Source organism: Methanimicrococcus hongohii, from assembly GCF_032594095.1.
GTDB lineage: Archaea > Halobacteriota > Methanosarcinia > Methanosarcinales > Methanosarcinaceae > Methanimicrococcus > Methanimicrococcus hongohii.
Genome location: NZ_CP131059.1, coordinates 1,318,342 through 1,345,337, shown reverse-complemented (window position 1 = coordinate 1,345,337; position 26,996 = coordinate 1,318,342). Strand labels below are relative to the sequence as shown.

The 26,996-nt window shown below is 43.5% G+C and carries 25 protein-coding genes; 15 read left to right on the top strand and 10 right to left on the bottom strand.

All coding sequences use genetic code 11. The features are described from left to right. The first annotated feature begins 631 nt into the window (after positions 1-631). The 5 genes from MmiHf6_RS06155 (at position 632) to MmiHf6_RS06135 (ending at position 6,522) form a co-directional block, all read left to right on the top strand. Positions 632-2,062, top strand: a complete 1,431-nt coding sequence (locus MmiHf6_RS06155; protein ID WP_316556923.1) for an RHS repeat domain-containing protein — start codon at positions 632-634, stop codon at positions 2,060-2,062. Positions 2,063-2,196: 134 nt separating this feature from the next. Next, complete coding sequence (locus MmiHf6_RS06150; protein WP_316556922.1) at positions 2,197-2,349, top strand: hypothetical protein; 153 nt, start codon at positions 2,197-2,199, stop codon at positions 2,347-2,349. 423 nt (positions 2,350-2,772) lie between these two features. After that, positions 2,773-2,955: a hypothetical protein gene (locus MmiHf6_RS06145; RefSeq protein ID WP_316556921.1), complete on the top strand. Its 183-nt coding sequence runs from the start codon at positions 2,773-2,775 to the stop codon at positions 2,953-2,955. 417 nt (positions 2,956-3,372) lie between these two features. Continuing rightward, positions 3,373-4,023 carry a hypothetical protein gene (locus tag MmiHf6_RS06140; RefSeq protein WP_316556920.1) on the top strand — a complete coding sequence of 217 codons (651 nt, stop codon included), beginning with the start codon at positions 3,373-3,375 and terminating at the stop codon, positions 4,021-4,023. Positions 4,024-4,680: 657 nt separating this feature from the next. Next, positions 4,681-6,522 (top strand): InlB B-repeat-containing protein, encoded by a 1,842-nt coding sequence (locus tag MmiHf6_RS06135; protein ID WP_316556919.1) that lies wholly within the window; start codon positions 4,681-4,683, stop codon positions 6,520-6,522. A gap of 108 nt (positions 6,523-6,630) precedes the next feature. On the opposite strand, the gene MmiHf6_RS06130 is transcribed toward MmiHf6_RS06135, so the two are convergent. The 4 genes from MmiHf6_RS06130 to MmiHf6_RS06115 all read right to left on the bottom strand — a co-directional run bounded on the left by MmiHf6_RS06130 (position 6,631) and on the right by MmiHf6_RS06115 (position 9,568). Next, positions 6,631-7,083, bottom strand: coding sequence for a DUF5817 domain-containing protein (locus tag MmiHf6_RS06130; protein ID WP_420891300.1), 453 nt, complete (start codon positions 7,081-7,083; stop codon positions 6,631-6,633). A gap of 52 nt (positions 7,084-7,135) precedes the next feature. Next, entirely contained in the window at positions 7,136-7,792 is a 657-nt protein-coding gene (locus MmiHf6_RS06125) for an undecaprenyl diphosphate synthase family protein (RefSeq protein ID WP_316556917.1), read from the bottom strand. Positions 7,793-7,928: 136 nt separating this feature from the next. Continuing rightward, positions 7,929-9,110 (bottom strand): redox-regulated ATPase YchF, encoded by a 1,182-nt coding sequence (locus MmiHf6_RS06120; protein ID WP_316556916.1) that lies wholly within the window; start codon positions 9,108-9,110, stop codon positions 7,929-7,931. A gap of 254 nt (positions 9,111-9,364) precedes the next feature. Continuing rightward, on the bottom strand, positions 9,365-9,568 hold the full coding sequence (locus MmiHf6_RS06115) for a hypothetical protein (RefSeq protein WP_316556915.1): 204 nt from the start codon (positions 9,566-9,568) through the stop codon (positions 9,365-9,367). Between the two features lie 688 nt (positions 9,569-10,256). Between MmiHf6_RS06115 and MmiHf6_RS06110 the strand changes: the two genes are divergently transcribed. From MmiHf6_RS06110 to MmiHf6_RS06090, 5 genes are all read left to right on the top strand, one after another. Next, complete coding sequence (locus MmiHf6_RS06110) at positions 10,257-11,516, top strand: AI-2E family transporter (RefSeq protein WP_316556914.1); 1,260 nt, start codon at positions 10,257-10,259, stop codon at positions 11,514-11,516. Positions 11,517-11,856: 340 nt separating this feature from the next. Then, positions 11,857-12,153, top strand: a complete 297-nt coding sequence (locus tag MmiHf6_RS06105; protein ID WP_316556913.1) for a hypothetical protein — start codon at positions 11,857-11,859, stop codon at positions 12,151-12,153. Between the two features lie 262 nt (positions 12,154-12,415). Next, the gene (locus tag MmiHf6_RS06100) at positions 12,416-12,604 is read left to right on the top strand and encodes a hypothetical protein (protein WP_316556912.1); all 189 of its coding nucleotides are present in this window, start codon (positions 12,416-12,418) and stop codon (positions 12,602-12,604) included. Positions 12,605-12,746: 142 nt separating this feature from the next. Next, complete coding sequence (glpX, locus tag MmiHf6_RS06095; protein WP_316558653.1) at positions 12,747-13,829, top strand: class II fructose-bisphosphatase; 1,083 nt, start codon at positions 12,747-12,749, stop codon at positions 13,827-13,829. Between the two features lie 205 nt (positions 13,830-14,034). Further along, on the top strand, positions 14,035-15,402 hold the full coding sequence (locus tag MmiHf6_RS06090) for a tRNA (N(6)-L-threonylcarbamoyladenosine(37)-C(2))-methylthiotransferase (RefSeq protein ID WP_316556911.1): 1,368 nt from the start codon (positions 14,035-14,037) through the stop codon (positions 15,400-15,402). A gap of 382 nt (positions 15,403-15,784) precedes the next feature. Here the strand turns inward: MmiHf6_RS06090 and purN are convergent, their stop codons facing one another. Further along, positions 15,785-16,414, bottom strand: a complete 630-nt coding sequence (gene purN, locus MmiHf6_RS06085; RefSeq protein WP_316556910.1) for a phosphoribosylglycinamide formyltransferase — start codon at positions 16,412-16,414, stop codon at positions 15,785-15,787. A gap of 312 nt (positions 16,415-16,726) precedes the next feature. Here purN and MmiHf6_RS06080 point away from each other — a divergent pair, with 312 nt between their 5' ends. The 3 genes from MmiHf6_RS06080 to MmiHf6_RS06070 all read left to right on the top strand — a co-directional run bounded on the left by MmiHf6_RS06080 (position 16,727) and on the right by MmiHf6_RS06070 (position 18,778). Further along, entirely contained in the window at positions 16,727-17,893 is a 1,167-nt protein-coding gene (locus MmiHf6_RS06080; RefSeq protein WP_316556909.1) for a class I SAM-dependent methyltransferase, read from the top strand. Positions 17,894-18,148: 255 nt separating this feature from the next. Then, on the top strand, positions 18,149-18,379 hold the full coding sequence (locus tag MmiHf6_RS06075) for a hypothetical protein (protein WP_316556908.1): 231 nt from the start codon (positions 18,149-18,151) through the stop codon (positions 18,377-18,379). 198 nt (positions 18,380-18,577) lie between these two features. Continuing rightward, a complete protein-coding gene (locus MmiHf6_RS06070) occupies positions 18,578-18,778 on the top strand; it encodes a hypothetical protein (RefSeq protein ID WP_316556907.1) in 201 nt (66 codons plus the stop codon). A 52-nt stretch (positions 18,779-18,830) separates the two neighbouring features. Here the strand turns inward: MmiHf6_RS06070 and MmiHf6_RS06065 are convergent, their stop codons facing one another. The 4 genes from MmiHf6_RS06065 to MmiHf6_RS06050 form a co-directional block, all read right to left on the bottom strand. After that, positions 18,831-19,940 (bottom strand): THUMP domain-containing protein, encoded by a 1,110-nt coding sequence (locus MmiHf6_RS06065; RefSeq protein ID WP_316558652.1) that lies wholly within the window; start codon positions 19,938-19,940, stop codon positions 18,831-18,833. Between the two features lie 42 nt (positions 19,941-19,982). Then, positions 19,983-21,485 carry a serine--tRNA ligase gene (locus tag MmiHf6_RS06060; protein WP_316556906.1) on the bottom strand — a complete coding sequence of 501 codons (1,503 nt, stop codon included), beginning with the start codon at positions 21,483-21,485 and terminating at the stop codon, positions 19,983-19,985. Positions 21,486-21,594: 109 nt separating this feature from the next. Further along, on the bottom strand, positions 21,595-23,280 hold the full coding sequence (locus MmiHf6_RS06055) for a KEOPS complex subunit Pcc1 (protein ID WP_316556905.1): 1,686 nt from the start codon (positions 23,278-23,280) through the stop codon (positions 21,595-21,597). 245 nt (positions 23,281-23,525) lie between these two features. Continuing rightward, positions 23,526-24,515 (bottom strand): calcium/sodium antiporter, encoded by a 990-nt coding sequence (locus tag MmiHf6_RS06050; RefSeq protein WP_316556904.1) that lies wholly within the window; start codon positions 24,513-24,515, stop codon positions 23,526-23,528. Positions 24,516-24,574: 59 nt separating this feature from the next. Here MmiHf6_RS06050 and MmiHf6_RS06045 point away from each other — a divergent pair, with 59 nt between their 5' ends. Then, positions 24,575-24,781: a hypothetical protein gene (locus tag MmiHf6_RS06045; RefSeq protein WP_316556903.1), complete on the top strand. Its 207-nt coding sequence runs from the start codon at positions 24,575-24,577 to the stop codon at positions 24,779-24,781. 38 nt (positions 24,782-24,819) lie between these two features. Next, positions 24,820-26,259, top strand: a complete 1,440-nt coding sequence (corA, locus tag MmiHf6_RS06040) for a magnesium/cobalt transporter CorA (protein ID WP_316556902.1) — start codon at positions 24,820-24,822, stop codon at positions 26,257-26,259. A 143-nt stretch (positions 26,260-26,402) separates the two neighbouring features. Here the strand turns inward: corA and MmiHf6_RS06035 are convergent, their stop codons facing one another. Beyond that, positions 26,403-26,702, bottom strand: a complete 300-nt coding sequence (locus tag MmiHf6_RS06035) for a hypothetical protein (protein WP_316556901.1) — start codon at positions 26,700-26,702, stop codon at positions 26,403-26,405. Positions 26,703-26,996: the final 294 nt, after the last annotated feature.

The window sequence follows — 26,996 nt, the reverse complement described above, 5'->3', positions numbered from 1 at the left end:
GTTCTTGAAACGGATATCAATGTTCCTTACGGCACAACGCCGACTTATGACGGTACCCCCGTCAGAGTTGCCGACGCACAGTATACGTACACGTTTACCGGTTGGGATCCTGCGATTTCCTCGGTTACCGGCGACATTACTTACAAAGCCGTTTTCAGTTCCGTTGTTAACAATTATACCGTTACTTGGACGAATTATGACGATACCGTTCTTGAAACGGATACCGATGTTCCTTACGGCACAACGCCGACTTATGACGGCAGCGACCCCGTCAGAGTTGCCGACGCACAGTATACGTACACGTTTACCGGTTGGGATCCTGCGATTTCCTCGGTTACCGGCGACATTACTTACAAAGCCGTTTTCAGTTCCGTTGTTAACAATTATACCGTTACTTGGACGAATTATGACGATACCGTTCTTGAAACGGATATCGATGTTCCTTACGGCACAACGCCGACTTATGACGGTACTGACCCCGTCAGAGTTGCCGACGCACAGTATACGTACACGTTTACCGGTTGGGATCCTGCGATTTCCTCGGTTACCGGCGACATTACTTACAAAGCCGTTTTCAGTTCCGTTGTTAACAATTATACCGTTACTTGGACGAATTATGACGATACCGTTCTTGAAACGGATATCCGATGTTCCTTACGGCACAACGCCGACTTATGACGGTACTGACCCCGTCAGAGTTGCCGACGCACAGTATACGTACACGTTTACCGGTTGGGATCCTGCGATTTCCTCGGTTACCGGCGACATTACTTACAAAGCCGTTTTCAGTTCCGTTGTTAACAATTATACCGTTACTTGGACGAATTATGACGATACCGTTCTTGAAACGGATACCGATGTTCCTTACGGCACAACGCCGACTTATGACGGCAACGACCCCGTCAGAGTTGCCGACGCACAGTATACGTACACGTTTACCGGTTGGGATCCTGCGATTTCCTCGGTTACCGGCGACATTACTTACAAAGCCGTTTTCAGTTCCGTTGTTAACAATTATACCGTTACTTGGACGAATTATGACGATACCGTTCTTGAAACGGATATCAATGTTCCTTACGGCACAACGCCGACTTATGACGGCAACAACCCCGTCAGAGTTGCCGACGCACAGTATACGTACACGTTTACCGGTTGGGATCCTGCGATTTCCTCGGTTACCGGCGACATTACTTACAAAGCCGTTTTCAGTTCCGTTGTTAACAATTATACCGTTACTTGGACGAATTATGACGATACCGTTCTTGAAACGGATACCGATGTTCCTTACGGCACAACGCCGACTTATGACGGCAACGACCCCGTCAGACCGACGCACGCACAGTATACGTACACGTTTACCGGTTGGGATCCTGCGATTTCCTCGGTTACCGGCGACATTACTTACAAAGCCGTTTTCAGTTCCGTTGTTAACAATTATACCGTTACTTGGACGAATTATGACGATACCGTTCTTGAAACGGATACCGATGTTCCTTACGGCACAACGCCGACTTATGACGGCAACAACCCCGTCAGAGTTGCCGACGCACAGTATACGTACACGTTTACCGGTTGGGATCCTGCGATTTCCTCGGTTACCGGCGACATTACTTACAAAGCCGTTTTCAGTTCCGTTGTTAACAATTATACCGTTACTTGGACGAATTATGACGATACCGTTCTTGAAACGGATACCGATGTTCCTTACGGCACAACGCCGACTTATGACGGCAACAACCCCGTCAGAGTTGCCGACGCACAGTATACGTACACGTTTACCGGTTGGGATCCTGCGATTTCCTCGGTTACCGGCGACATTACTTACAAAGCCGTTTTCAGTTCCGTTGTTAACAATTATACCGTTACTTGGACGAATTATGACGATACCGTTCTTGAAACGGATACCGATGTTCCTTACGGCACAACGCCGACTTATGACGGCACTGACCCCGTCAGAGTTGCCGACGCACAGTATACGTACACGTTTACACGAATTATGACGATACCGTTCTTGAAACGGATACCGATGTTCCTTACGGCACAACGCCGACTTACGTACTGACAGAGTTGCCGACGCGTTTACACGTTTACATCCTGCGATTTCCTCGGTTACCGGCGACATTACTTACAAAGCCGTTTTCAGTTCCGTTGTTTTCAGTTCCGTTGTTATTTCCTCGGTTACAATTATACCGTTACTTGGACAATTATGACGATACCGTTCTTGAAACGGATACCGATGTTCCTTACGGCACAACGCCGACTTATGACATTATACCGTTACTTGGACGAATTATGACGTTCTTGAAACGGATACCGATGTTCTTGGCACAACGCCGAATGACGGTATGACGATACCGTTCTTGAAACGGATATTACAAAGCCGTTTTCATGTTCAATTATACCGTTACGGCACAACGTTCTTGAAACGGATACTTACGGCACAACGCCGACTTATGACGGTACTGACCCCGTCAGAGTTGCCGACGCACAGTATACGTACACGTTTACGCCTGCGATTTCCTCGGTTAGTATACCGTTTTCAGTTCCGTTGTTAACAATTATACCGTTACTTGGACGAATTATGACGATACCGTTCTTGAAACGGATACCGATGTTCCTTACGGCACAACGCCGACTTATGACGGCACTGACCCCGTCAGAGTTGCCGACGCACAGTATACGTACACGTTTACCGTTTATACCGTTACTTGGACGAATTATGACGATACCGTTCTTGAAACGGATACCGATGTTCCGGCACAACGCCGACTTATGACGGCACTCCCGTCAGAGTTGCCGACGCACAGTATACGACATTTACTTATCAAAGCCGTTTTCAGTTCCGTTGTTAACAATTATACCGTTACTTGGACGAATTATGACGATTATACCGTTCTTGAATACGTTCTTGAAACGGATACCGATGTTCCTTACGGCACAACGTCCGACTTATGACCGACTTATGACGGTACTGACCCCGTCAGAGTTGCCGACGCACAGTATACGTACACGTTTACCGGTTGGGATCCTGCGATTTCCTCGGTTACCGGCGACATTACTTACAAAGCCGTTTTCAGTTCCGTTGTTAACAATTATACCGTTACTTGGACGAATTATGACGATACCGTTCTTGAAACGGATACCGATGTTCCTTACGGCACAACGCCGACTTATGACGGCACAACCCCGTCAGAGTTGCCGACGCACAGTATACGTACACGTTTACTTATGACGGTTACCTGCGATTTCGACACATTACTTACAAAGCCGTTTTCAGTTCCGTTGTTAACAATTATACCGTTACTTGGACGAATTATGACGATACCGTTCTTGAAACGGATACCGATGTTCCTTACGGCACAACGCCGACTTATGACGGTACACGACCCCGTCAGAGTTGCCGACGCACAGTATACGTACACGTTTACCGGTTGGGATCCTGCGATTTCCTGCGATTTCCTTACCGGCGACATTACTTACAAAGCCGTTTTCAGTTCCGTTGTTAACAATTATACCGTTACTTGGACGAATTATGACGATACCGTTCTTGAAACGGATACCGATGTTCCTTACGGCACAACGCCGACTTATGACGGCAACGACCCCGTCAGAGTTGCCGACGCACAGTATACGTACACGTTTACCGGTTGGGATCCTGCGATTTCCTCGGTTACCGGCGACATTACTTACAAAGCCGTTTTCAGTTCCGTTGTTAACAATTATACCGTTACTTGGACGAATTATGACGATACCGTTCTTGAAACGGATACCGATGTTCCTTACGGCACAACGCCGACTTATGACGGTACTGACCCCGTCAGAGTTGCCGACGCACAGTATACGTACACGTTTACCGGTTGGGATCCTGCGATTTCCTCGGTTACCGGCGACATTACTTACAAAGCCGTTTTCAGTTCCGTTGTTAACAATTATACCGTTACTTGGACGAATTATGACGATACCGTTCTTGAAACGGATATCGATGTTCCTTACGGCACAACGCCGACTTATGACGGCAACTGACCCCGTCAGAGAGTGCCGACGCACAGTATACGTACACGTTTACCGGTTGGGATCCTGCGATTTCCTCGGTTACCGGCGACATTACTTACAAAGCCGTTTTCAGTTCCGTTGTTAACAATTATACCGTTACTTGGACGAATTATGACGATACCGTTCTTGAAACGGATACCGATGTTCCTTACGGCACAACGCCGACTTATGACGGCACTGACCCCGTCAGAGTTGCCGACGCACAGTATACGTACACGTTTACCGGTTGGGATCCTGCGATTTCCTCGGTTACCGGCGACATTACTTACAAAGCCGTTTTCAGTTCCGTTGTTAACAATTATACCGTTACTTGGACGAATTATGACGATACCGTTCTTGAAACGGATACCGATGTTCCTTACGGCACAACGCCGACTTATGACGGCAACGACCCCGTCAGAGTTGCCGACGCACAGTATACGTACACGTTTACCGGTTGGGATCCTGCGATTTCCTCGGTTACCGGCGACATTACTTACAAAGCCGTTTTCAGTTCCGTTGTTAACAATTATACCGTTACGGATACCGGACGAATTATGACGATACCGTTCTTGAAACGGATATCGATGTTCCTTACGGCACAACGCCGACTTATGACGGCAATTATGACCCGTCAAACGGATATCGATGCCGACGCACTTATGTCATACGTACACGTTTACCGGTTGGGATCCTGCGATTTCCTCGGTTACCGGCGACATTACTTACAAAGCCGTTTTCAGTTCCGTTGTTAACAATTATACCGTTACTTGGACGAATTATGACGATACCGTTCTTGAAACGGATATCAATGTTCCTTACGGCACAACGCCGACTTATGACGGCAACAACCCCGTCAGAGTTGCCGACGCACAGTATACGTACACGTTTACCGGTTGGGATCCTGCGATTTCCTCGGTTACCGGCGACATTACTTACAAAGCCGTTTTCAGTTCCGTTGTTAACAATTATACCGTTACTTATATTGCATCTGATTCTGATGTTACTGGCAATATTCCTACTCAAGCTGATGTTTCTTATGGCGGTTCCTTTACTGTTGCCGGCAAAGGTACTCTTTCCCGTCCCGGCTACAGTTTTGTAGGCTGGAATGACGGTACAACTACGTATCTTGAAGGTGAAACTTATTCCAATGTTATCAGTGATGTTACTTTAACGGCTCAGTGGACCCTTGACACAGGCGACCACACCCTCACATACCACTCTTCAACCATTTCTCAGGTGACACACGTTATTCAAAATTTAAAAGAAGGAGATACACATCAGCTTCTGAATGAGTCAGATCTTTCAGGATTTACAAATGGTAGCAATATTATCATCGGCTGGTCTGAAAAACAAAACCCGACAGTAAGTGATATTGATTATTTAATTGGCAGCATCTTCACAATGCCTGATGATGATATAGACTTATATGCCGTCTGGGGTGATGCCGGTCAATATCTATATTCAATCAATTACTATCCGAATGGTGCAGATACACCTTCAGGTAAACCGGGCACACCCGCAATTGAATATTTCACAAGTAATGTTAATGTTCTATTAACATCTCAGGAAGAATTAGGATTTGTGAAAACAGATTTCGAAATCGTCGGCTGGACAACAGAAAAAGATGGTATTTATGCTGAACATAAAACAGATGCTTATGTAGCTCCGGAAACGCCGCCTTTGAATCTCTATGCGATTTGGGGTGGAGACAATGGTTTCTATAACCTTGTTTACGATGCCGGCGGTGAAACAATTGAAGATGACGGAGATCCGCTTCCTTCAGCAAAAGCTTTTGAATACAACAGTTCTGTTGCTGTTCCGGACGGGTCAGGAATGATTGTTGTCGGATACAAATTTGAATATTGGAAATCCTCGGCATCCGTTCAGATCGATAATTCAAATCCGCCAAGCACAACAGATCAGTTTATTGGTGGAGATATATTCTATATGCCGGCAACTGATTTGACGTTGACAGCTGTATGGTCTGTAGATAATGGTCCGTATGTTGTCACTTACAACGGCAACGGCTACACCGATTCCGGTATCCCATCCGATTCAAACAATTATCCATACAACGGATTAGCCACAGTTGAAGACCATTCCATGAATTATTCCGGTCACACTTTCAAAGGCTGGACAATGAATCAGGCAGGAACCGGCACACTTTACGGTACAGGCGATACTTTCAGAATTACTGAAAATACAACGCTTTACGCGCAGTGGATAAGGACAGGCGGATCCGGCGGCGGCAGCGGCGGTACAGGAAACGGAACCGTTACCGAGCCCATGCCGGGACCCGAGCCGGAAGAGCCTGAACCCGAACCCGAACCGGAGCCTGAGCCTGAGCCCGAACCTGAACCGCCGACTGAAACATCAAATCAGGCAATCATTTACTTGATTTGCTTCCTTACAACTGCACTTTATGTTTTCCTTTACAGAAAGGAAAGCGAAATTGACAAAGACGAAAATGATAAAAATAAAATTTAAAGGAATTCGTGAAATAATCGAATTCCGCCTTCCTTTTTTAAAAAAGATTCATTTTTTCAATTTTGATTCGTTTGATTGGGTTGTTCATGAATCTAAAATCTAAAAAAATTAAACAAGAGCAATCAGCCCTTTATCGGGTCGATAAACTTCTCCCGCTTCAATCAATTTTGCAAGAGTTTTTTGAAACGTATCACTGTCAACACCGCGCTGCGCACAATAATATTCACAATCGGCGGCAATCATTATGCCGTTTTCTTTCAGAACGTCCGTAATGATCTGCTGCGGTTTTTTCGTTTTGGGGGGCTTCATTTGAATTTCTTTCTCAAGCGGTACCGTCATCAATGATTCATTTTGAGAAAATGTTCCGGGCGTTTGGCTGAGCTCGGCTTGAACTTCCGATCGTTTTTTAACTGCTTCTTCATGCGTTTCAAACGGACCGAAAACGCGCAAGCTGTCCGTTTTAATTTTTGCGCCGCAGCTTTGGCAGCCGACCGTCTTGTATCCGGGTTGCCACAATTGCGCATGCCGCTGACATGCCGGACAAACAAAAACATAATACATGAAATCACCGTTTCGGAAAATATTTTCTTTAAATATTTTAAAATTATTTAAATTACGCGCCGTAACGCCGCTCGCGTTTGTAAAAATTATCAAAAGCTTTTTTGAAATCAACATCCGTTAATCGGCTGACGTCTTTTTCAAAGAAATAATATTCCGAATACGCCGTCTGCCAAATCATAAAATCTGTCAGCGCGTGCTTGGAATGAGAAATGATTAAATCCGGTTCCGGCGGAAGTTTCAGCCGGCTTGAAATGTATTCCGATGTCATCTCGGATGGAATTGACTCTCCCGCTCGGCAGGAATCGATAAAATCCGATAAAATCCGTTTTAATTCGTCTCTGCCGCCGAGACCGAGCACAAACAGAACGGATAAATTTCCTGTTTCATTTTCTGTCGTTTTCGGTTCAGAAAAGAATTTGTGGTCAACAGGAGTTTCATAATTTTCAACAACTTTTATTTTTTCTTCCGGAAATGATTTTTCAGAGACTGTCGATTCAATTTGCCGTTTCAGTGCGGAAATTAAAGAAAGTTTGCCGGCGTCATCAATCGTTTTTAAAATGTCGACATAAACGATTAAATTTTCAACACCTTCATTTCCAATGACGGGGAAACGCGAAAACAAGTTAAGGATGCTTTTTTGATCAAGCAGATCACTTTCATTTAAAATCAATAAAAGTGTCTTCAATCTGTTTTCTTCATTCTTCGTCATGTTTCGCCGCGGATTTGTTTTTTGTTTGTTTTTGTTGTTTTTTATTTATTTTACTTATTTGTTTGTTAATTTTGTTGTTTGCTTTGCTTGTTATTTTGCTTGTTATTAGTTTTTATTTTGTTTATTTTCGTTTGGTTTATTTTGCCGTTGACACGATTTTGATGACATCGCCGTTTTGAAGTTCATGCTTTTCGGCAAGACGCATCTTTGTTCGGGCGTCCACCGCGTACAAAAAATGATCACCGATGTCGGAGTGGATTCTGTAAGCCATGTCTTTGCAGGTGGAGCCGCGCTTCATTAAATAAGCGTCGGGGAGCATATCGCCGGTTTTGTTTGTCCATTTTCCTTCATCTTCCACGGGATAAACGACGATCATATCCAATAATTCAAAGACGGCGCGGTTGATACAATCCTGAACGCCGGTGCTGCCGTGTTTTTCAAGCAGATCTTTGACAGCGTTCAATCCTTTTTCCTGCGCCGGATTGATTTCGCCCGCAATTTCAAAACTGCCGGCGCCGGGCGTATAATGAATGACGCCGTTTTTCGCGGCCGACTTCAAAGCCAGTTCGGCGGCGGCGCTTGTCGGAATAATTGTTTTTCCTTCAACCGACACAATCGGAATTCCCAATGCGTCGAGCACATCAAACTTGTTGGCGGCAATAATCATCGGTTTACTTTCTTTTCGAATGCTTCTGCACAATCGAATCATATCTTCTTCCGTCCACTTTGTCGGCTCAATCGAATTCAAATTTGAGTCGTGAAGCGCATAGTTGGCGTGCTCAATCGTAACGCCTGCGCCGCTGAGCTGGTCGGCAACCGCTTCTTCAATCTTGATTCCTTCTGCTTTGATTTTGCGTGAAAGCCTTGTCCAATTGCGATTGAGAATTTCAAACATCCACATCTCAAGTTCGTAATCCAAAAACTCAATATCTGCGGCGGGATTTCCGGACCCGGAGTCTATCGGATTTCCTTCGGCATCTGTTGAAGCGGAAGCGTCGACCACATGAATAATTGCCTGCGCCTGTCTCAAATCGTCCAAAAATGAATTCCCGAGACCTTTTCCTTTGTGCGCGTCGGGAACAAGACCTGCGACATCAATGATGTCGATTGGGACATAACGGATGCCGTCTTTGCATTTGCCGCATGTTTTCTCTTTTTCCGAGCACGGGCAAGGTGTCTGAATGTAAGCGACGCCGTGATTGGCGTGAATCGTTGTAAAAGGATAGTTTGCAATCTCAACATCCGCCATCGTAACGGATTTAAAAAAGGTGGATTTTCCGGCGTTCGGCTTTCCCGCAAGCCCTAAAGTCATTGACATAAGAGATGAATAGGAACTGTAATGATTTAAAGTTTTTACGGGGTTTTGCGGATTTTTTTTCTTTAAATTAAATTTTGTCCCTTCTCTTTTGGTTATTCTTTAAAAAACGCACTCTTCAGTTTGATTATTTTTAAAAAACACACTCTTCCGTTTGATTCTTTTTAAAAAACGTACTCTCCTGTTTGATTATTTTTAAAACGTACTCTCCCATTTGATTATTTTTTAAAAAACGTACTCTCCTGTTTGATTATTTTTTAAAAATTTGTGCGGCTCGCGCGCGGCGGCGGCAGGCGCCAAAAGAGTCGCAAAAAATCGCTTCGCGATTTTTTCATAAACACCTCCCTCCCGCTGCAAACAAACACCTCCCTCCCGCTGCAAACAAACACCTCCCTCCCGCTGCAAACAAACACCTCCCTCCCGCTGCAAACAAACACCTCCCTCCCGCTGCAAACAAACACCTGATTGCAGCGACACCATTAAAAGACAGTTGCAGACGAGCAGGCTCAGCAGGGTGCCGACAGCAAAAGACAGTCGCAAGAAAGCACTTTGCCGGAGTCGAACGCAGCTGAAAAATCAGACTGTTTTTAATTTTTTTCGTTTTGTATGGAAAGAATCTCCAACTCCTTCAATCCTGCCGCTTACGCTTCGGAAACGCGTCGTTGAAGGGGCGGTATATCGTCTTTTCGACTATTTTTGTTTTTCAATTGAAACATCTTTTTTTATCAATCTAATCAAAAACGGAACGCCTTCTTTTTTCCAAAGATTAAACATTTTTTAGGGTTTTATCGGGCGTTCAGGTTTACCGATTCTGAAAACGGGATGTTTGGGTTTCATCCGAAAATAAAACAAAAACGAGAGACAAGTTTGAAAATTTATTGAAAACGAAGTGACTCGCGCGAGCAGCGGCAGCGTCAATCAGTAATCGGCAGCGGCAATCGGTAATCGATAATCGGCAGCAGCAATCGATAATCGGCTGCAGCAACCGGCAATTATTTTGCCGGCAATAATTCTGTAAAAATGTATCATAGAAATACAGGAATACCTGTTCTTTCATCTTATGAAAACTATAAAAAGTAAAACAACCTATTCTTTTTCAGTCAATTCGATTAATGACGCGTAAAACGAAAAAACACGGTTAAGATATAAATGGGATTGTCAATTAATAAAAAAGTTTGGCAGTATATGTTGATTGTAGCTGCGCTTCTCTTCATTATCATTGCATTTCTTTTCTACATTAAACCCGTTTTCATCGCGCTCGTTTTCGGTATTTTAATTACGGTTTTGCTGAACAAGCTTATTGATATTTTCCGCAAAGCAACCGTTAATTATTCCGCAGCCAAACGAAAAGTAATTGCCCTTGCCAGTGCCGCTTGTTTAATTCTTTTTGTGCTCGTTGTGGCATTTGCAGGTGTCATGAGCCTTTTGACAAATGTGAATTCGGTCATTACCTCTTTGGAAGATTTCACGACGCAATATAATGAAACTGCTGAAAATATGGCGGAAGATATCACAAATATTACTTTTGAAGATCGACCGATTCTGATTCCCATTGAAGTGCAGGGTAACCGTACGGAAAATCCGCCGGATTTCGAAGCCGCAAATCCGCCTCCGGCTGACACTGCAAACACGACAGTAAACACAACAGCAAACGCAACCGCTAATTCTTCGAGCAGCACATCCATGTTCAATATGAGCTGGAATACGACGAGTTTGGTTCAATCCGTTTTGACATCCGGCGGAGGGATTATGTCTTCAACGACGGAAACCATTTCTTTTATCGGAACGACTTTGTTTGCGATGTGTTTGATTATTCCGATTATGGCCGGTTATTATTTTAAGGAAAAAGGAAACATGCGAAGCAATTTACTCGCCATGATCCCCGAAAAATACAAAGAAGCGGTCACGACAACCATTCAAAATGTTGTCAATGACATGGGCGCTTTTACGATCATGAAAGTATTGGAATCGCTTGTCATCACGTTCCTTTATTGCGCCGGTTTTTATGTTGTCGGCATTCCGCATTGGCTTTTTGCGGGTATGTTAATGGGATTGTTTAATATTGTCCCGTATGTCGGATTCCTTCTGCCTGCGATTCCGATCAGTGTTTATGCTTATACGCTCGGAACGGAAGTCATGCTTGCCGTCATCGGTATTATTATCGTCATTCAGCTCTTTGACTACTTCTTTATTCTGCCGAATATGGTGATGAAAACGGTTAAGGTCAGCTCTTTTACAGCCGTGATTTTGACGCTTGCCGGACTGAAGCTTGCCGGCGTTTTCGGGCTTGTGTTTGCGGTTCCGATTTACATTTTCTGTAAAATCGTTCTGACATCGTGTTACAAAATGCTTGTTTCAATGTATCCCGACCCGACAGATCCGAATGAAACGATTGTTGATGAAGGGTAAACTGCCCGTCTCGCGCGAGCCGCAACTTTTTTATTTGATTTTCAAACTTGTCTTTGATTTTCAAACTTCTTTCAATTTCAATTTCAATTTCAATTTCAATTTTGTTTTTGTTTTTGTTTTTGTTTTTGTTTTCAAGATGAAACCCAAACATCTTATTTTTGAAATCGGTAAACCTGAACGCCCGATAAAATCCTAAATAATTATTAGATTTGGAAAAAAGACGGCGTTCCGTTTTTGAATAATTTTGATAAAAAGGATGTTTCAATTGATTTTAGATTGAATTAAAATTCTAAAACCGACCCCGCAAGTTGAGTTTCCGAGCAAAGCGAGGAAACGAGACTTGGCGGATTCTTCCCCGCACAAAACAAAAATTCAAAAACCGTTGTGTTTACGATTTTGCTTTTCTGTTTCATCTTGTTCCTTCTTGCAACTGTCTTTTACTGTAACGGCTCAGGCCGAGCCTGCCAATCTGCAACTGTCTTTTGCTGCTTCAGCCCCTGCAAAGCGGAACAGTCTGCAACTGTCTTTTATTCTACAGTTGCCGCCGCGCGAGCTGCTCCATTTTTATTTAGTTTTTCAAACCCGACCTCTTTCTTTCATTATTTTTCTGAATGAAGCCCAAACATCCTATTTTTGAAATCAGTAAACCTGAACGCCCGATAAAATCCTAAATAATTATTAGATTTGGAGAAAAGAAGGCGTTCCGGTTTTGAATAATTTTGATAAAAAGGATGTTTCAATTGATTTTGGATTGAATTAAAAGTTCAAAAGCCGCCCCCGCAAGTTGAGTTTCCGAGCGCAGCGAGGAGACGAGACTTGGCGGATTCTTTCCATACGAAACAAAAAACTTAAAACCGTTGATTGTAAATTGCTTTCCGGCTTCTGCAAAGTGCTTTCCTGTGACTGTCTTTTACTGTCAGCTTCCTGCTGAGCCTGCTCGTCTGCAACTGTCTTTTAATGTTGCCGGTGCGAATCAGTTCTCTGTTTCCGCCGTTACCTTCAGGTTTGTGTTTCCGCTGCTCCTCTGCCGATCACTGCCGGCAGCCGCCGGCTCGCGCGAACCGCTTCATTTTTCAAAAATATTATAATTCGTCCTCTCCTTTTCAAAAAATTTCAAAATCTCGCTTCTTTATTTTATCATTAATTAAAAAATCGTTTTGATTTGAAAACTTTTAACTATGAGCAATCCTATTAAAAATCATTTCAGAATTTCAAAATGAGTGATTTATGATGCCGCACCCGAAAACAACCGAAGAAATGATGGCCGCCGCAGGTCCGATTGAGAAAAACTTATCTTTATCTTTGCTTCAAATTACGGAAGCCGCCGCTGTCGCTTCCGCTTATCAGGTCGGAAAAGGTGACCGCAAATACGCCGATCACGTCGCCGTCGAAGCCATGCGCCGCGTTTTAAATCATATTGACATGAAAGGAACGATCAAAATCGGAGAAGGTGAAAGAGACGAGGCGCCGATGCTTTATATCGGAGAAGCTGTAGGCACCGGAAACGGGCCCGTCGTCGAAATCGCGGTCGATCCGTTGGAAGGCACAAACTTGGCGGCCGATGATATTAACGGATCAATCGCCGTCATGTCGATGGCTGAAAAAGGCGGCATTTTTTACGGTCCCGATATTTATTTCGATAAAATCGTCGTCGGTCCCAAAGTCGTTTTGTACGAGAAGAAAACAGGCGAAATAATCAATTTAGACGCTCCCGTTATTCAAAATTTGAAAATCGTTTCAAAAGCGCTTGACAAAAAAATTGAAGACTTGGTCGTCGTCGTTTTGGACCGCGACAGACACAAACAAATCATCAAAGACATTCGCGCAGCAGGCGCTCGCGTCAGAATTATTCCCGACGGCGACTTGCTTCCGGGCGTCATGACATGCTTTGAAGATTCAGGCGTTGACGTGGTCATGGGCGCCGGCGGCTCGGGCGAAGCCGTTTTGACAGCAAGCGCATTGAAATGTCTCGGCGGAAAAATCACAGGCCGTCTCGTGCTTCCGAGCGTTGCCAACGAAAAATCAGAAGACGAAATCTTAAAAGAATTCGCCGAAAAACTCCCGCGCCTTCAGAAAATGGGAATTCCCGAAAACGAAATTGACATGATTCGCGAAACCGATGATTTAGTTCCCGGAAAAGATGTCATATTCGCGGCAACCGCCGTTACTGACGGCCCGTTCATGAAAGGCACAAAACTGCTCGGCGACGGCGATGCATATATGACAAGCATTTTAACGGGAAGTTCAGGCGTTGTCAGAATTACGCAAAGCATTTACGTCAAAGACAAAGAAAACAAATCATTTTCCGTTTGACTACACTCGCTATCGAATTGAAACAAAATTGAATTATACTGAATTAAATCCAAAATTGAATTATACTGAATTAAATCCAAAATTGAATTATACTGAATTTAATACAAAATTGAATTATACTGAATTAAATCCAAAATTAAATTATACTGAATTTAATACAAAATTGAATTGAATACTAAAAACAAATATTCTTTTTATTTTTAACATGAAGATCTACTTTGAAACATTCGGCTGTTCCGCAAATCAGGCATCTGCCGAAACGATGCGCGGAATCATCCGTAATGCGGGTTTTGAATTTTCCAATGAAACCTATGCCGATATTTACATCTGCAACAGCTGTACGGTCAAGTATACGACCGAACAGAAAATTCTTCACAAAATCAGAACCTTCGGCGAGCGCGGCAAAGACGTCATCGTCTGCGGCTGCATGCCCGAAGTGCAATTGGATTTGATTCTCAACGCCAACCCCGAAGCCTACATCGTCGGCGTTCGTTCCGTCAACGGTCTCTCTGATCTGCTTCAAAAAATTTCCGATAAAAATGCTGCCGGAGTTGAAGCCGATTCTGCTCTTGATTGTCATGATTCTCTGAGTTCTTTGAGTTCTCTTGATTATATTCCTGTTCGGGTTTCATCAAAGCAGCCCGAGGGTTTTTTGAATCTTCCGAAAATCCGTTATCACGATAATATTCATATTTGCCAGATTTCGACCGGCTGCAAATTCGGCTGCTCCTACTGTATTGTTCGCCTCGCCCGCGGTGATTTGGTTTCTTTTCCGCCCGAAGAAATTATCGAAGATGTCAAAACCGCGGTTGCCGAAGGCTGTTCCGAGATTTGGCTGACATCGCAGGACGACAGCCAATACGGGATGGATTTTTCAAATGACTCCCCGTATGCGAATATTCGTTTGCCGGAGCTGTTAAAACAGATTTCAGAAATTCCGGGGGACTTTAAAATCCGTGTCGGGATGATGAATCCGTTTTCCATTTTGCCGATTCTGACGGAACTCGTTGACGCTTTTGATCATCCGAAAATTTACAAATTCCTTCACGTTCCGATTCAATCGGCATCGGAAGATGTTTTAAAATCAATGAATCGCCATTATTCAATGAGCGATGTCGATACCGTTATTGCTGTTTTTAAAGAGCGTTTTCCGGATTTGACACTGTTTACCGATATTATTGTCGGATTTTGCGGCGAAACCGATTCTGATTTTGAAAAGACGATCGAATGGGTTCAAAAATACAAGCCTGATAAAATCAATATTTCCAAATATTCCCCGCGCCCGGGGACGAAAGCGTTTTCACTTCGAAATTTAGATTCCAGAATTTTAACCGACCGCTCACGCGATTTAACGGAAGTGACGGATAAGCTGAAGCTTGAAACGAAGAATCAAAGAATCGGAAAAATCGAAGATGTTTTTGTTTCAAAATACGGCAAAGAAAGCGGTGTTTTAGCGAGAACGGCGGATTACAAGCCGGTCGTTTTAAATGAAAAAGGATTAAAACCCGGAATGAATGTCAAAGCTCGAATCATCGAGGCGACGCCCGGTTATTTTATCGGCGAATTGGTTTAAAATCGATTTATTTTAAACTTGCATTCTTTTTTTGATTATTTTTTTGATTATTTTTCAAAATTGTATTTCCCGTTTTGATTATTTTAAATATTTCATTTCTCTTTTTTGATTCTTTTTAAAAGTTGTGCGGCTCGCGCGAGCCGGCGGCTGCCGGCAGCAGTCGGTAAAGAAGCGGCGGCAGCGCAAATCTGACCGACAGCGAGAACAGAAACAAAGACAGCAGCGCAAACATAAATATAAATCTGATTGGCGACAGCATCTGCAAAAATTGAAATAATGCAAAAATAAACAAGAAAATGAATTGAAAATGAATTGAAAAATAATGAAATGTGAATTTTTATACATTTCTTCATTGAATACAAATAAAATTTCGTTTTTGAATTCAATTTTTAATTCTGACTTTTCTTCCGTCAACTTCCAGTTTTTCATCAACGAAGAGTTTGACAACTTCGCGGTAAGCTTTGTTTTCTTCGACAAGAAGTCTTTCTGCAAGTGTTTCCGGGGTGTCGTCTTCCAAAACCTGAATTATTTTTTGCATAATGATCGGTCCGGCATCCAAATCGGGTTCAACGAAATGAACGGTGCAGCCCGTAAATTTCACACCGTATTCAATTGCTTGTTTTTGAGCGTTTAAACCTTTGAAAGACGGAAGAAGCGACGGATGAATGTTGATGATTTTGTTTTTGAATTCATTGATCAGGTCATCGCTGATGATTCTCAAATAGCCGGCTAAAAGAACAAGATCGGTTTCCTTTTCCTTTAAAATTTCAAGCACTTTGTTATCGTATTCCGCGCGGGATGAAAAATCGGCGGGATTGACAAAAATGCCTTCAATTCCGTGTTTTTCCGCGCGCTGCAAAGCATAAGCTTCTTTTTTGTCGCTGATGACGCAGGCAATTTCCGCATTTTGAATTTCACCGCTTTCAATGGCGTCAATAACGGATTGCAAGTTTGTTCCTCTGCCGGATACGAGAATTGAAATTTTAACTGTCATTTTTGTCATTTCTGTCATTTTTATATCATCTGTTTTTGAATAAAGTTTCATAGCCGTCTTATATTAAAAATTCGCCGCTCAAAATCTTAAAACATTAAATCTCAAACTTATAATTTAAAATTTAAAACTTCAAACTTTAAACTTAAAACTTTAAACTTCAAACTTTAAACTTAAAACTTTTAATTTAAAACTTCAAATTTAATAAATAAATTTTAAAAAATATATAATAATGTTTGATTTTTTAATTGCTGCCGGAACTTTCTAAAGTATATCCTCATGCATTTTCATGAACAAATAGAATTAAAATAAATGAAAACGATGTTATGGTTAATGCAAAAATCAGGTTCTTCAGTTGACGGCGAATCTGTTGTTCGCTTTGCTTTTCGTATTCATAAAGAATACGGGGAGCCTGTCCGCCGCATTTTGGATGAAGCAGAATTTCTCGATCATTCCTGCAAACCCTTTGCAGATGACCTTTATCTTTATCTCCCGCTTTTGTGCTATCCCGAAAAAGAAGAGCGTTTGGCAATTCGGGACAATTTGGAACCGTTGTTAAAAGAGCTTCCGCGACCGAAAGGCAAAGTTGAATTCCTCAGCTGGTATGTCAAAGACATTTCATTCGATATTCAAAAGAAAGCCTTGACCGTTTCCGATATCTTAGGATTTTCGCCCGCTTATGAAATCATCGGCGACATTGCTGTTTTAGATGACAAAATCGATGATAATGTCAATGATAATACTGATGAAATTACTGACAATAACGATGACAGTAATTCTGAAAAAAGCGCCGCCGACATTTCTGAAATTGCCGGCGCGATTTTAACGGCTCACCCTTCCGTCAAAACCGTTTTGCTCTCTCTCGGTCCGATTTCGGGAGAATTCAGAACACGCGATTTGAAATTTATCGCAGGCATCGACAAAACGGAAACGGTTCACAAGGAATACGGCTGCAAATACAAAGTGGATTTGGGACGCGCTTACTTTACGCCGCGCCTTTCCACCGAGCGCCGCAGAATTGCGGACCAAATCAAGTCGGAAGACACGGTTATTGACATGTTTGCAGGTGTCGGTCCTTACAGTATTCTCATCGCCAAACAGTCAAAGCCGGCTCAAATCATCGCCAACGACAAAAATGACGCGGCGGTCGAATTACTGAAAGAAAACATTGCGCTCAATAAAGTCAAAAACGTCACCGCTTTAAACGAGGACGCCGCCGTGCTTTCCGAAAAATACGCCAAAACCGGAGACCACATTATTATGAATCTGCCGCACAACGCCTGCGATTTTTTGGATACGGCTGTTTCAATCTGCAAAAAAGGCGGCACCATTCATTATTATGCAATGACATCAGACGACGATTTGTTTGACGGGTCAATCGATTTGATCAGAAACGCAGCAAAAAAACAAGGGCGAGAAATCGAAGTCGTTGAAAAAAGAAGCGTCCGTTCTTATGCGCCTCATCAATACAATATTTGTTTAGACGTTAAAATTTTGTAACATTTTTTTTATTTTTCAAGTTCATACCATTTTCTTTTTGTTTCAGCATTGAAACCCAAACATCCAATTTCGCGAAATCGGTAAACCTGAACGCCCGATAAAATCCTAAAAAATGTTTAATCTTTGGAGAAAAGAAGGCGTTCCGTTTTTGAATAATTTTTATAAAAACGATGTTTCAATAAAAACAAAGTAATGAAATTTCAAAAACCGCCCCCGCAAGTTGAGTTTCCGAAGCGTAAGCGGAGGAAACGAGACTTGGCGGATTCTTCCCCACACAAAAAAAATTCAAAGACCGTTGCGTTTACGATTTTGTTTTTCTGTTTCATCTTGTTCCTTCTTGCAACTGTCTTTTGCTGCTTCAGCCCCTGCAAAGCGGAACAGTCTGCAACTGTCTTTTATTCTACAGTTGTCGCCGCCGCGCGAACTGCTCCATTTTTATTTAGTTTTTCAAACCCGACCTCTTTCTTTCATTATTTTTCTGAATGAAACCCAAACATCCCATTTTTGAAATCGGTGAACCCGAACGCCCGATAAAACCTTAGAAATATTTTAGATTTGGAGAAAAGAAGGCGTTCCATTTTTGAATAATTTTTATAAAAACGATGTTTCAATAAAAACAAAGTAATGAAATTTCAAAAACCGACCCCGCAAGTTGAGTTCCCGAGCAAAGCGAGGAAACGAGACTTGGCGGATTCTTCCCCACACAAAACAAAAATTCAAAAACCGCTGCGTTTACGATTTTGCTTTTCTGTTTCATCTTGTTCCTTCTTGCAACTGTCTTTTGCTGCTTCAGCCCCTGCAAAGCGGAACAGTCTACAACTGTCTTTTAATGCTGCTGTTCCCCGACCGGCAACCGCCGCCGCGCGCGAGCGTACCGGTTTTTAAAAAATGAATTAAAAAACATCGACGATTTTTAAATAAATAATCCAAGAAACCGTTACGCCTTTTTCAAAACTGTAATCGTTCGCGTCAGACTTTTGTGAACGCGCTGTTTGTAAATATTTTCAATTTCAAATCCCGCGCCGCCTGCAAAACCTTCAACTTCAATTTCGGAAACAACAACCGCCTTTTTCCCGGGTTTTAAAACACGGAACATTTCCTTAAACGATTCGTCATACAAACGTTCCAAAGATTCCGCTTTGATCGCCGCCGATCTTCCGTAAGGCGGATCCGTTATGATTGCGTCAGCGATTTCATCTTCAAACGGCAAACCGCAAGCATCACCGACAAATAAATCGTATTGAATCGGATCAAACCCGTTTTCACGTTCTTCTTTGGACAAAAGCTGTCCCGTCGACTGCGCGTAGCCGTTCATGTTTGCCGTCGCGCCGATGATGATTTTCTCCTGCGCGTCAACGCCGATTGCTTTGGCGCCGAGCAGTCCCGCTTCAAGCAAAATGCCGGCCGTTCCGCAAAACGGGTCGACGACGACAGCATCTTTTTGGGCGCCTGCAATGTTGGACAGCGCTCGCGCCACACGCGGCATCAAAACGCCGGGATAGAAAAACGGTTTTTTCTGAGGCGAGCGATGCTCATAAGCGCCGCGGTCAACGGCAGCGGCTAAGACGCCGAAAACAGCTTTGTCCGTCAGCGTCAGCCGGAAAGTGACATCGGCATTTTTGAGCGACGCACGAAATCCCTGACGATAAATGCGCCCGCCGATTTTGCCTTCCAAATCAACAGATTTGAGAACGGAATTGTCGCCGAGACGCTTGGCGCGAACGACAAAAGTTTCGCCGTCTTTTAAATAATCAGCCGCGAAAAAGCGCTCAGCCGCCGATAAGATTTGTTTTTCATCGACATCCGTGATGTCAATCACTTTTGAAATCGCATGCGTCATCGCCAAAATATCGGGCATTTCATTTCTCATCATTAAAAAAATGTCCTCATCCGTGACTTTCGGATCATTTGAAAAAATATCAACGACCAAACAGCTCAGATAATTTTCGGAAACAGAATACTCTAAACCGCGGGAAGTCAGAACACTTAAAACTTCGGCGGCGGGAATGAGAGGATGTTCGCCCGAGAGCTCAAACGCGTATAACATAATTATCAAAAAAGAAAAGAAAATCCGAAACGGATTTTCAAATTATAGAAATTTAACCTGCTTCGGCATTTTACCGAATCTTTTCTTAATTTCAGGCGGCCATTTTTCGGGATCAAGCCCGTGCTGCGCCAAAAACGCGGCCGTCCATCTTTCAAGACCGACACCCGAGCAGCCGCTCCAAAGCTTTTCGCCGCTTTGGCTTTTCACGTTAAAACCTGTCGGATACTTGTCACCGTTGATGCTGACGTTTTGGAATTCAAGCCATTCGCCTGTCGGACCGCGGTACGGCAGCGGCGCTTCGTAGTCCGTCGTTCCCGTCACTTCGTCGGCGGCAATTCCGGCAAGACCTTCCTGCGCCATAAACCACGGCGTCACCCACGCTTTGCGCCATTTCAAATCCATAATGTCATTGAAAATATGCGCGTATCTTTCGTGAAGCAGCTTTGTGGTTTCAACGACCTGCTCCTTCGTTCCGAGCCAAACCAATTCGATTCTGTGGAATTCGTCGACACGCTCGATGCCGTGAATGCCGCCGCTTTCATAGCGGTGCGATGTTCCGGAGCGGTCGAAAATGAGAATCGGCAGACTCTCTGTTGCAATCGTTTCACCCTGGAAAAATCCCCAGGACGGCGGGCACTGCGCGTAACACATACCGCCGATCGGGTCGCCGATTTTGTCTTTCAGCATTTCAACAGGCACTTCATGCGTGACTTTGTAATAATCCATCACATCTTCCCAATATTCGGGATCGCGCGTCTTGGGCGGGCAAACGTAATAAATTTCAGGATAAATGCCTTTGGCGTGGCCGGAATGTTTCCAAATGTCCCACATCACCAGTTTCGGGAAAATCATTTCATCATAGCCGAGCGGATTTAAGATTTCTTCAACAACGATTTGTTCAAACACGCGGAACAGACGCGTCGTCACGGAGCCGTGGATCCATTGACCGCGGCCGGCGCCTCTTTTCAGCCAGCCCTGCTTCAGCATATCTTCGGTCGGGTCTTCCGTATAATGGAATTCTCTGTCTTCACTTTCCCAAAGCAAATTCCAGTGTTCGGCTTTTGCGCCGTATTCGTCTTTTTCAAGTTTGTCTTCAATCAAAGTCAAAATGCGGTCGGGAACTTGATTGCGCATTTCTGTTTCGCTGACTTCAAGTTCCAAGACAAGGTTTCCGTCAGTGAATTCAACGGATTTGACGTACGGGATTTTCTTATTTTTCAAATCATGTTCGGACGGAACGGTAATCGTAAAAGTTTCCGCTTCAACGCCGCGAATACCGATTTTGTGCGTTTTTCCGATGGATTCGGCAAGCGCTTTTTTAAGACGCATCACAGCATCATGAACGCGGACGTAGCGGCCGGATGTCAGCTCAACATCTATGCTTTTGTCACCGAGAGACCAGCTTTTGATTTTAGCGCCTTCGCCTTCGGGCGCGCCTTTGGCAAATATCGTCTTCTCGGCTTCTGCCATGATTTTTTCAATTTCTTCTTTTCCTGCAGCGGGATCAGCGCTTGTTTTCAAAGAAGCTTTTAAGTAAAATTCCATTTTGTCACCTGAATTAATAAAATAATTATGATTTATGATAATAGATTGAATGTAATTATGATTGAATGTAATGACTCAAAAAAGAGTTTATCTGTTTATTAATTTTCTGTTACGTTTCGTTTTGATCTTCCGTCTTGCCGTCGTCTTGAGACGCTTTTTTGACGCGAACGGCGCCGTCGGCGTTCATCAGCAAATCATCTGCCGTTGCCAGCAAAGAACCGATTTTATCGGATTTCATTGAAATTTCAGCGTAACCGTCGCAAATGATCGTCTCGGTTCCGTAAATATTATCGGGCGCAAGAGATGTGACTAATTTTTCGGAAGTTCTGTCCGATTTTTCGTCGTCGGTTTCATCAATAAAACAAATCGTTCCCGTCATGTGAACAGCAGGACATACCTTTCCTGAACTGTTTCCGGAACCTGTTTTTGAACCCGTCGATTTTTTTTCGAGTTGAATTCCGACGATTTCGTTTAATCGAAGCATAAAAGCTTCAGCGACTTCTTTTCCGGGCGGCAGAAGACCACCGGATGCGATATTGTGTCCGCCGCCGGTGCCGCCGACAGACTCCGCCGCCGCTTTTACTGCGACGGAGAGGTCCAAGCCGTTTTTGATCAGACCGCGTGTGCCGCGGGAGGAAATGCGTGTAATGCCGTCGTTTTCATTGAGGCAGACAAACGGTTTGCTCGGATTGACGTAGCGGATGTAAGTTGTCGAAATGCTGCCGGCCGAATGCAGATCTTTGCCGTAGATATATGAAATATTTGAAAGGGACTGAGCTGTCGGCAAAACAGAAGCGAGGTTTGTGACAAGTGTTTCCTGCACCGTTCGATAATTTTCAAAGCATTTGTCAATAACGGAAGCATCGCCCAAACAAAGAGCGATCGCCGCTTCAAAGTCATCGTCTTTGCTGCAGCCGTCTAAAATTCCGGCCAAATCGAATACGTTTTCGACCAATTGATTTTTGAGATAATAAATGTCGCCGACTGCCGCTTCGACTGCGTCGGGGCTGTTAAGCGGTTCGAGCTTTTTCAAAACCGCATTGCATAAACGTTTCATTTCATCATCGTTTAAGTCGTGAATATTTTTGTTTTCATTCAATTCCAGCGCCGACAAAAAGGAACGGATATCATCGGGCTTACCCGTGATGTCCAAATACGGCTCGGTCGTTCGCATGAAAACATCAAACAAATTGCCGTCACCGACTTTTAAACCGCGGCGGCTGACGACAACGCCTGCTTCTTTTGCCTGCGCCAAAATGTCGGCGTTTGCGGCCACCATGAGTTGGCGGTCACCGATGATTCCGGCAACGGCAAGCGAGGAGAGATCGACATTTTCATCACGCATCGCCCGCGCTGTCAGATAGGTGACGCCGGCGCCTGAAATCATGTAAGAACCTTCCAGGCCGACGTTCATCGGATTGACAACGACTTTTGCAGGCGTTTTGCCGACGGGGACGTGATGATCTAAAATGACCATCGGATTCGGCAGTTCAGATAAGTATTCAGACTGACCGCTTCCGATGTCGCAAAAAATGATTAAAAAATCTTCGGGAAAAGAAGACGCTAAAGAAAAAACGACTGAGGCGTCTAATTTCGGAAATATTTTATGATAATAGGTGATTCCTTCGCGTCTGAGCGCCTGAATCATGATGGCGGCACTTGTCAGTCCGTCCGAATCGTTGTGGGTCACCAGACAAACATGAGAATGCTGCTTGATAAAGCGAGCTGCTGAATCCGCATGTTTTTTCAAGTGTCTGATTTTTTCCGATTCGGGCATAGACTGATAGTTTACCATTATTGTCACGATTTTTTATTTTTTTATTTTTTGCGTCTTTACTTATTTTGTGTTTTTTGTTTTTACTTAATTTTGTGTTTTTACGTTTTTTCTTATTTTTTGTGTTTTTTGTTTTTACTTTATTTTGTGTTTTTTGTTTTACTTATTTTATGTTTTTGCGTTTTTTCTTATTTTTTGTGTTTTAATTATTTTGTATCTTCTATTTAGTCGATGTTTGTCTTATTCATATATTTTCGGGTTCAAATTTACACGCTCATCGTCGGTACGTAAACGAACAGTCCGATTAAATAAACGATGTAAACCAAGGCGATAACGGCGCCTTGCCAGCGCGTGATTTTTTTCCGATAGCCGAAAACCGCGATGAGTACGAACATCAGCATCATGAAGATGTAATCGTAGCGGAGAAGCTGGCTGTTCACAGTTAAGTCAACAAACATGGATGAAACACCCAAAATCATCGTGATGTCTAAAATGTTGGCACCGACAATGTTTCCGATTGAAAGATCCTGGAATCCTTTTCTGAAAGAAGTGATCGCGGTGATAATTTCGGGAAGCGACGTGCCGATTGAGACGAGCGTCAAACCGATGATTAATTCCGGAATGCCGAGCTGTGTGGCGATTTCAGTGCCGTAAGTGACAACAAGGCGGCTGCCGCCGACAACGAAAACGGCGCCGACGAGGAACATTAAAACATCCAAATAGGAATCTTTGATTTTGATTTTCGCCCAAATTCCTTTGCGTTCTGCGAGTTTATCGTCATCGGGCGTCCTGGGCTGTTTCTTTTGATCCCAGTAGGTGTAGCCGATGTAAGCGGCGAAAAGAACGAGCAAGATCAAGCCGTCCATCTTTGTAATGACACCGTTCCAGCTGAGAATGAATAAAACGGCACCTGAAGCCAGCATCATCAAGGCTTTGATATTGAAACTTTTATCATCGATTGACACGGCTTTCATCGCGACGATGAAACCGATTGCAATACCGATGTTGCAGATTGTCGATCCGACGGCATTGCCGATTGACAAGTCCGCTTGACCGTTTAACGCTGCCATAAAACTGACTAAAAATTCGGGAGCGGTTGTTGCGAAACTGACGACTGTTGCACCGATAACGGCTTTGGGAATTCCGTAGCGTTTGGAAATATTAACGGCTGCATCAACAAACCAATCGGCGCCAAACGCAATTAAAGCGAGGCCGACGGCGAATAATACGTATACGAGGAGACCATCTATAGTCATTTTTAATCCACCATTTCAAACTTTTATCCGCCGGGTTTTACCGGCGGCAAAAGCCGATTTTGAAGCAAACTTCAAACAAACTTCAAACAAACTTCAAACAAATATTCAAACAAACTTCAAACATTGAAAGCGATATTGAAACAAAATATAAAGCAAATCATAAAACTCAACAGCAAAGAATTGCTTGTTATAAAAAAGTAATGACAATTATATATAAAAAGATGTTAATAAAAAATAAAAGAACAACTCAACAAGTCATAAGATAAATAAATAGATTTTGGGACAAAAAATGGGATACAGGAAAATGCCGGAAGAGAAAATTACACATACGGATCAGGATGAAGAATTCTTTGAAATAACGCAGACTGCCGAGCCGCAAGCTGCCGGATCGCAGCCCGATGAAACTTCCGAGCCGCCAACGTCTGAGCAGCAAACTGCGGAACAGAAAAACGGGGAGCAGCAAATCGCGGAACCGCGAACGCCCGAGCCGCAAACTGCGGAACAGCAAACGCCCGAACAGCAGAACGGAACGCAAACCGGATTGCAAATGCCTGAGCAGCAGAACGGAACGCAAACGGCCGAGCAGCAAACGGCTGAGTCACAGACCGCAGGTGAGCTGCAGGCTTCCGGGTCGCATCCGGCGGACGATTTGCAAGACGTTTGGACAGAGGTATCCGTCTCCAAAGAATCCGATAAGGTCGGGCTGCCGCCCGGCGCTTTGATTTATGTCGATGATGACGGAAAAGATGATGAGATGCTTAAAGAGAAAAGCATTATTCGTTTGATTCAGTACAGTGAATCGGGTTATAATGAAGTTAAAATTAAAGATGTGGAAGAAATAAGCGCCGTTGATTTGGATGATAAAATTACGTGGATTCATATTTCGGGTTTGTGGGATGTGAAGAGTGTTTCTAAAGTCGGGGAAATGTTTCAGCTCAGCTCGCTCGTACTGGAAGATATATTGAATATGGAGCAGCGCCCGAAAACGGAAGATTATGATAATTTTTTGTTTACGATCTTGAAGCAGGTTCGGTTTGATGAAGAGCGAAAAGAAGTTAATGATAATCAAATCAGTATTGTGACTTTTGAAAAGGTTGTTTTGACATTTTGCGAGGATGATCCGAAAATTTTCAAGCCGGTTGTGGACAGAATCAAGAAGGAAGGAAAGATTCTGAAATACGGAACGGATCATTTGACGTACACTTTGATTGACATTGTTGTCGATCATTATCTTTTTGTTGTCGAGTCTTTTGATGAGTGGCTGGACGATATTGAAAAACGGATCATTAAAAACCCGGAGAAGAATACGGCTGAAGAAATCAATTCTTTGCGCCATGAATTGTCGGCGTTTAAAAAGATGGTTTGGCCGGCGGTATCAATTACGGAAAAGATGGAAAAAAGTGATTCGAAATTGATCAAAAAGGCGACGCGCATTCTTTTCCGAGATGTGTCGGATCATGTGAACCGAATAACGGATTCGATTGAAACGAATCATGAAATTTTAACGGGCATTTATGATTTGTATACGTCGGGAATTTCGAATAAATTGAATGACACGATGCGGATTTTAACGGTGATTTCCACGATATTTATTCCGCTGACATTTATTGTCGGTGTCTACGGTATGAATTTTGAAAATATGCCGGAACTTTATTGGGATTACGGTTATTATGTTTGTCTGATCCTGATGGCGGTTATTTTTATCGGAATGCTGCTGTTTTTCAGAAAGAAGAAATGGATTTGAAAATTGAATTAAACAGTGTGTGTCGTTTTTGAAAATATTCGGGATAATTTGAAAAACACGGGAGCCTGTTTGATTTAAAAGTAAAAACAAGAGTCGATCTGATTAAAAATGAAAAGTCAGGCGACTCGCGCGAGGGGCGGCTATCAAACGGAAACCTGATTGCAAGCGGAAACAGAAACCTGCAGGCAGCAGCGGAAACAGAAACCTCCCTCCCACTGCAAACAAACACCTCCTTCCCGCTGCAACCTGAAATTTTGTGAGGCGAAGACGAGCAAAATTTTATGCCAACGGATTGCGATTAATATGAGCAGATGCAGGCGGAAAGATTGGGTCGCTGCACCGCACCGTCCAAAAAAAGCAAACCTGACCCGCACCGGCAGCATTAAAAGACAGTTGCAGACGAGCAGGCTCAGCAGGAAGCTGACAGCAAAAGACAGTTGCAAGAAGGCGCTTTGCAGGAGCCGAACGCAGCTGAAAAAATCGGACAGTTTCTGAATTTTCGTTTCGTATAGGAAGAATCCGCCAAGTCTCGTTTCCTCGCTACGCTCGGAAACTTGAAACTGCGTTTCAAGTCCGGTTCGCCGCTTCGCGCCGCCCGGAACTCAAATTGCGGTGACGGTTTTAGAATTTTAATTCAATCTAAAATCAATTGAAACATCCTTTTTATCAATATTATTCAAAACCGGAACGCCTTCTTTTCTCCAAATCTAAAATATTTCTAAGGTTTTATCGGGCGT

Bases quoted from the DNA above. Each gene is read 5' to 3' on its own strand.
- MmiHf6_RS06145 (WP_316556921.1), top strand. From the start codon at position 2,773: ATGACGGCACTCCCGTCAGAGTTGCCGACGCACAGTATACGACATTTA.
- MmiHf6_RS06140 (WP_316556920.1), top strand. From the start codon at position 3,373: ATGACGGTACACGACCCCGTCAGAGTTGCCGACGCACAGTATACGTAC.
- MmiHf6_RS06135 (WP_316556919.1), top strand. From the start codon at position 4,681: ATGCCGACGCACTTATGTCATACGTACACGTTTACCGGTTGGGATCCT.
- MmiHf6_RS06130 (WP_420891300.1), bottom strand. From the start codon at position 7,083: ATGTATTATGTTTTTGTTTGTCCGGCATGTCAGCGGCATGCGCAATTG.
- MmiHf6_RS06125 (WP_316556917.1), bottom strand. From the start codon at position 7,792: ATGACGAAGAATGAAGAAAACAGATTGAAGACACTTTTATTGATTTTA.
- MmiHf6_RS06120 (WP_316556916.1), bottom strand. From the start codon at position 9,110: ATGTCAATGACTTTAGGGCTTGCGGGAAAGCCGAACGCCGGAAAATCC.
- MmiHf6_RS06110 (WP_316556914.1), top strand. From the start codon at position 10,257: ATGGGATTGTCAATTAATAAAAAAGTTTGGCAGTATATGTTGATTGTA.
- glpX (WP_316558653.1), top strand. From the start codon at position 12,747: ATGCCGCACCCGAAAACAACCGAAGAAATGATGGCCGCCGCAGGTCCG.
- MmiHf6_RS06090 (WP_316556911.1), top strand. From the start codon at position 14,035: ATGAAGATCTACTTTGAAACATTCGGCTGTTCCGCAAATCAGGCATCT.
- purN (WP_316556910.1), bottom strand. From the start codon at position 16,414: ATGACAGAAATGACAAAAATGACAGTTAAAATTTCAATTCTCGTATCC.
- MmiHf6_RS06080 (WP_316556909.1), top strand. From the start codon at position 16,727: ATGCAAAAATCAGGTTCTTCAGTTGACGGCGAATCTGTTGTTCGCTTT.
- MmiHf6_RS06065 (WP_316558652.1), bottom strand. From the start codon at position 19,940: ATGTTATACGCGTTTGAGCTCTCGGGCGAACATCCTCTCATTCCCGCC.
- MmiHf6_RS06060 (WP_316556906.1), bottom strand. From the start codon at position 21,485: ATGGAATTTTACTTAAAAGCTTCTTTGAAAACAAGCGCTGATCCCGCT.
- MmiHf6_RS06055 (WP_316556905.1), bottom strand. From the start codon at position 23,280: ATGGTAAACTATCAGTCTATGCCCGAATCGGAAAAAATCAGACACTTG.
- MmiHf6_RS06050 (WP_316556904.1), bottom strand. From the start codon at position 24,515: ATGACTATAGATGGTCTCCTCGTATACGTATTATTCGCCGTCGGCCTC.
- corA (WP_316556902.1), top strand. From the start codon at position 24,820: ATGCCGGAAGAGAAAATTACACATACGGATCAGGATGAAGAATTCTTT.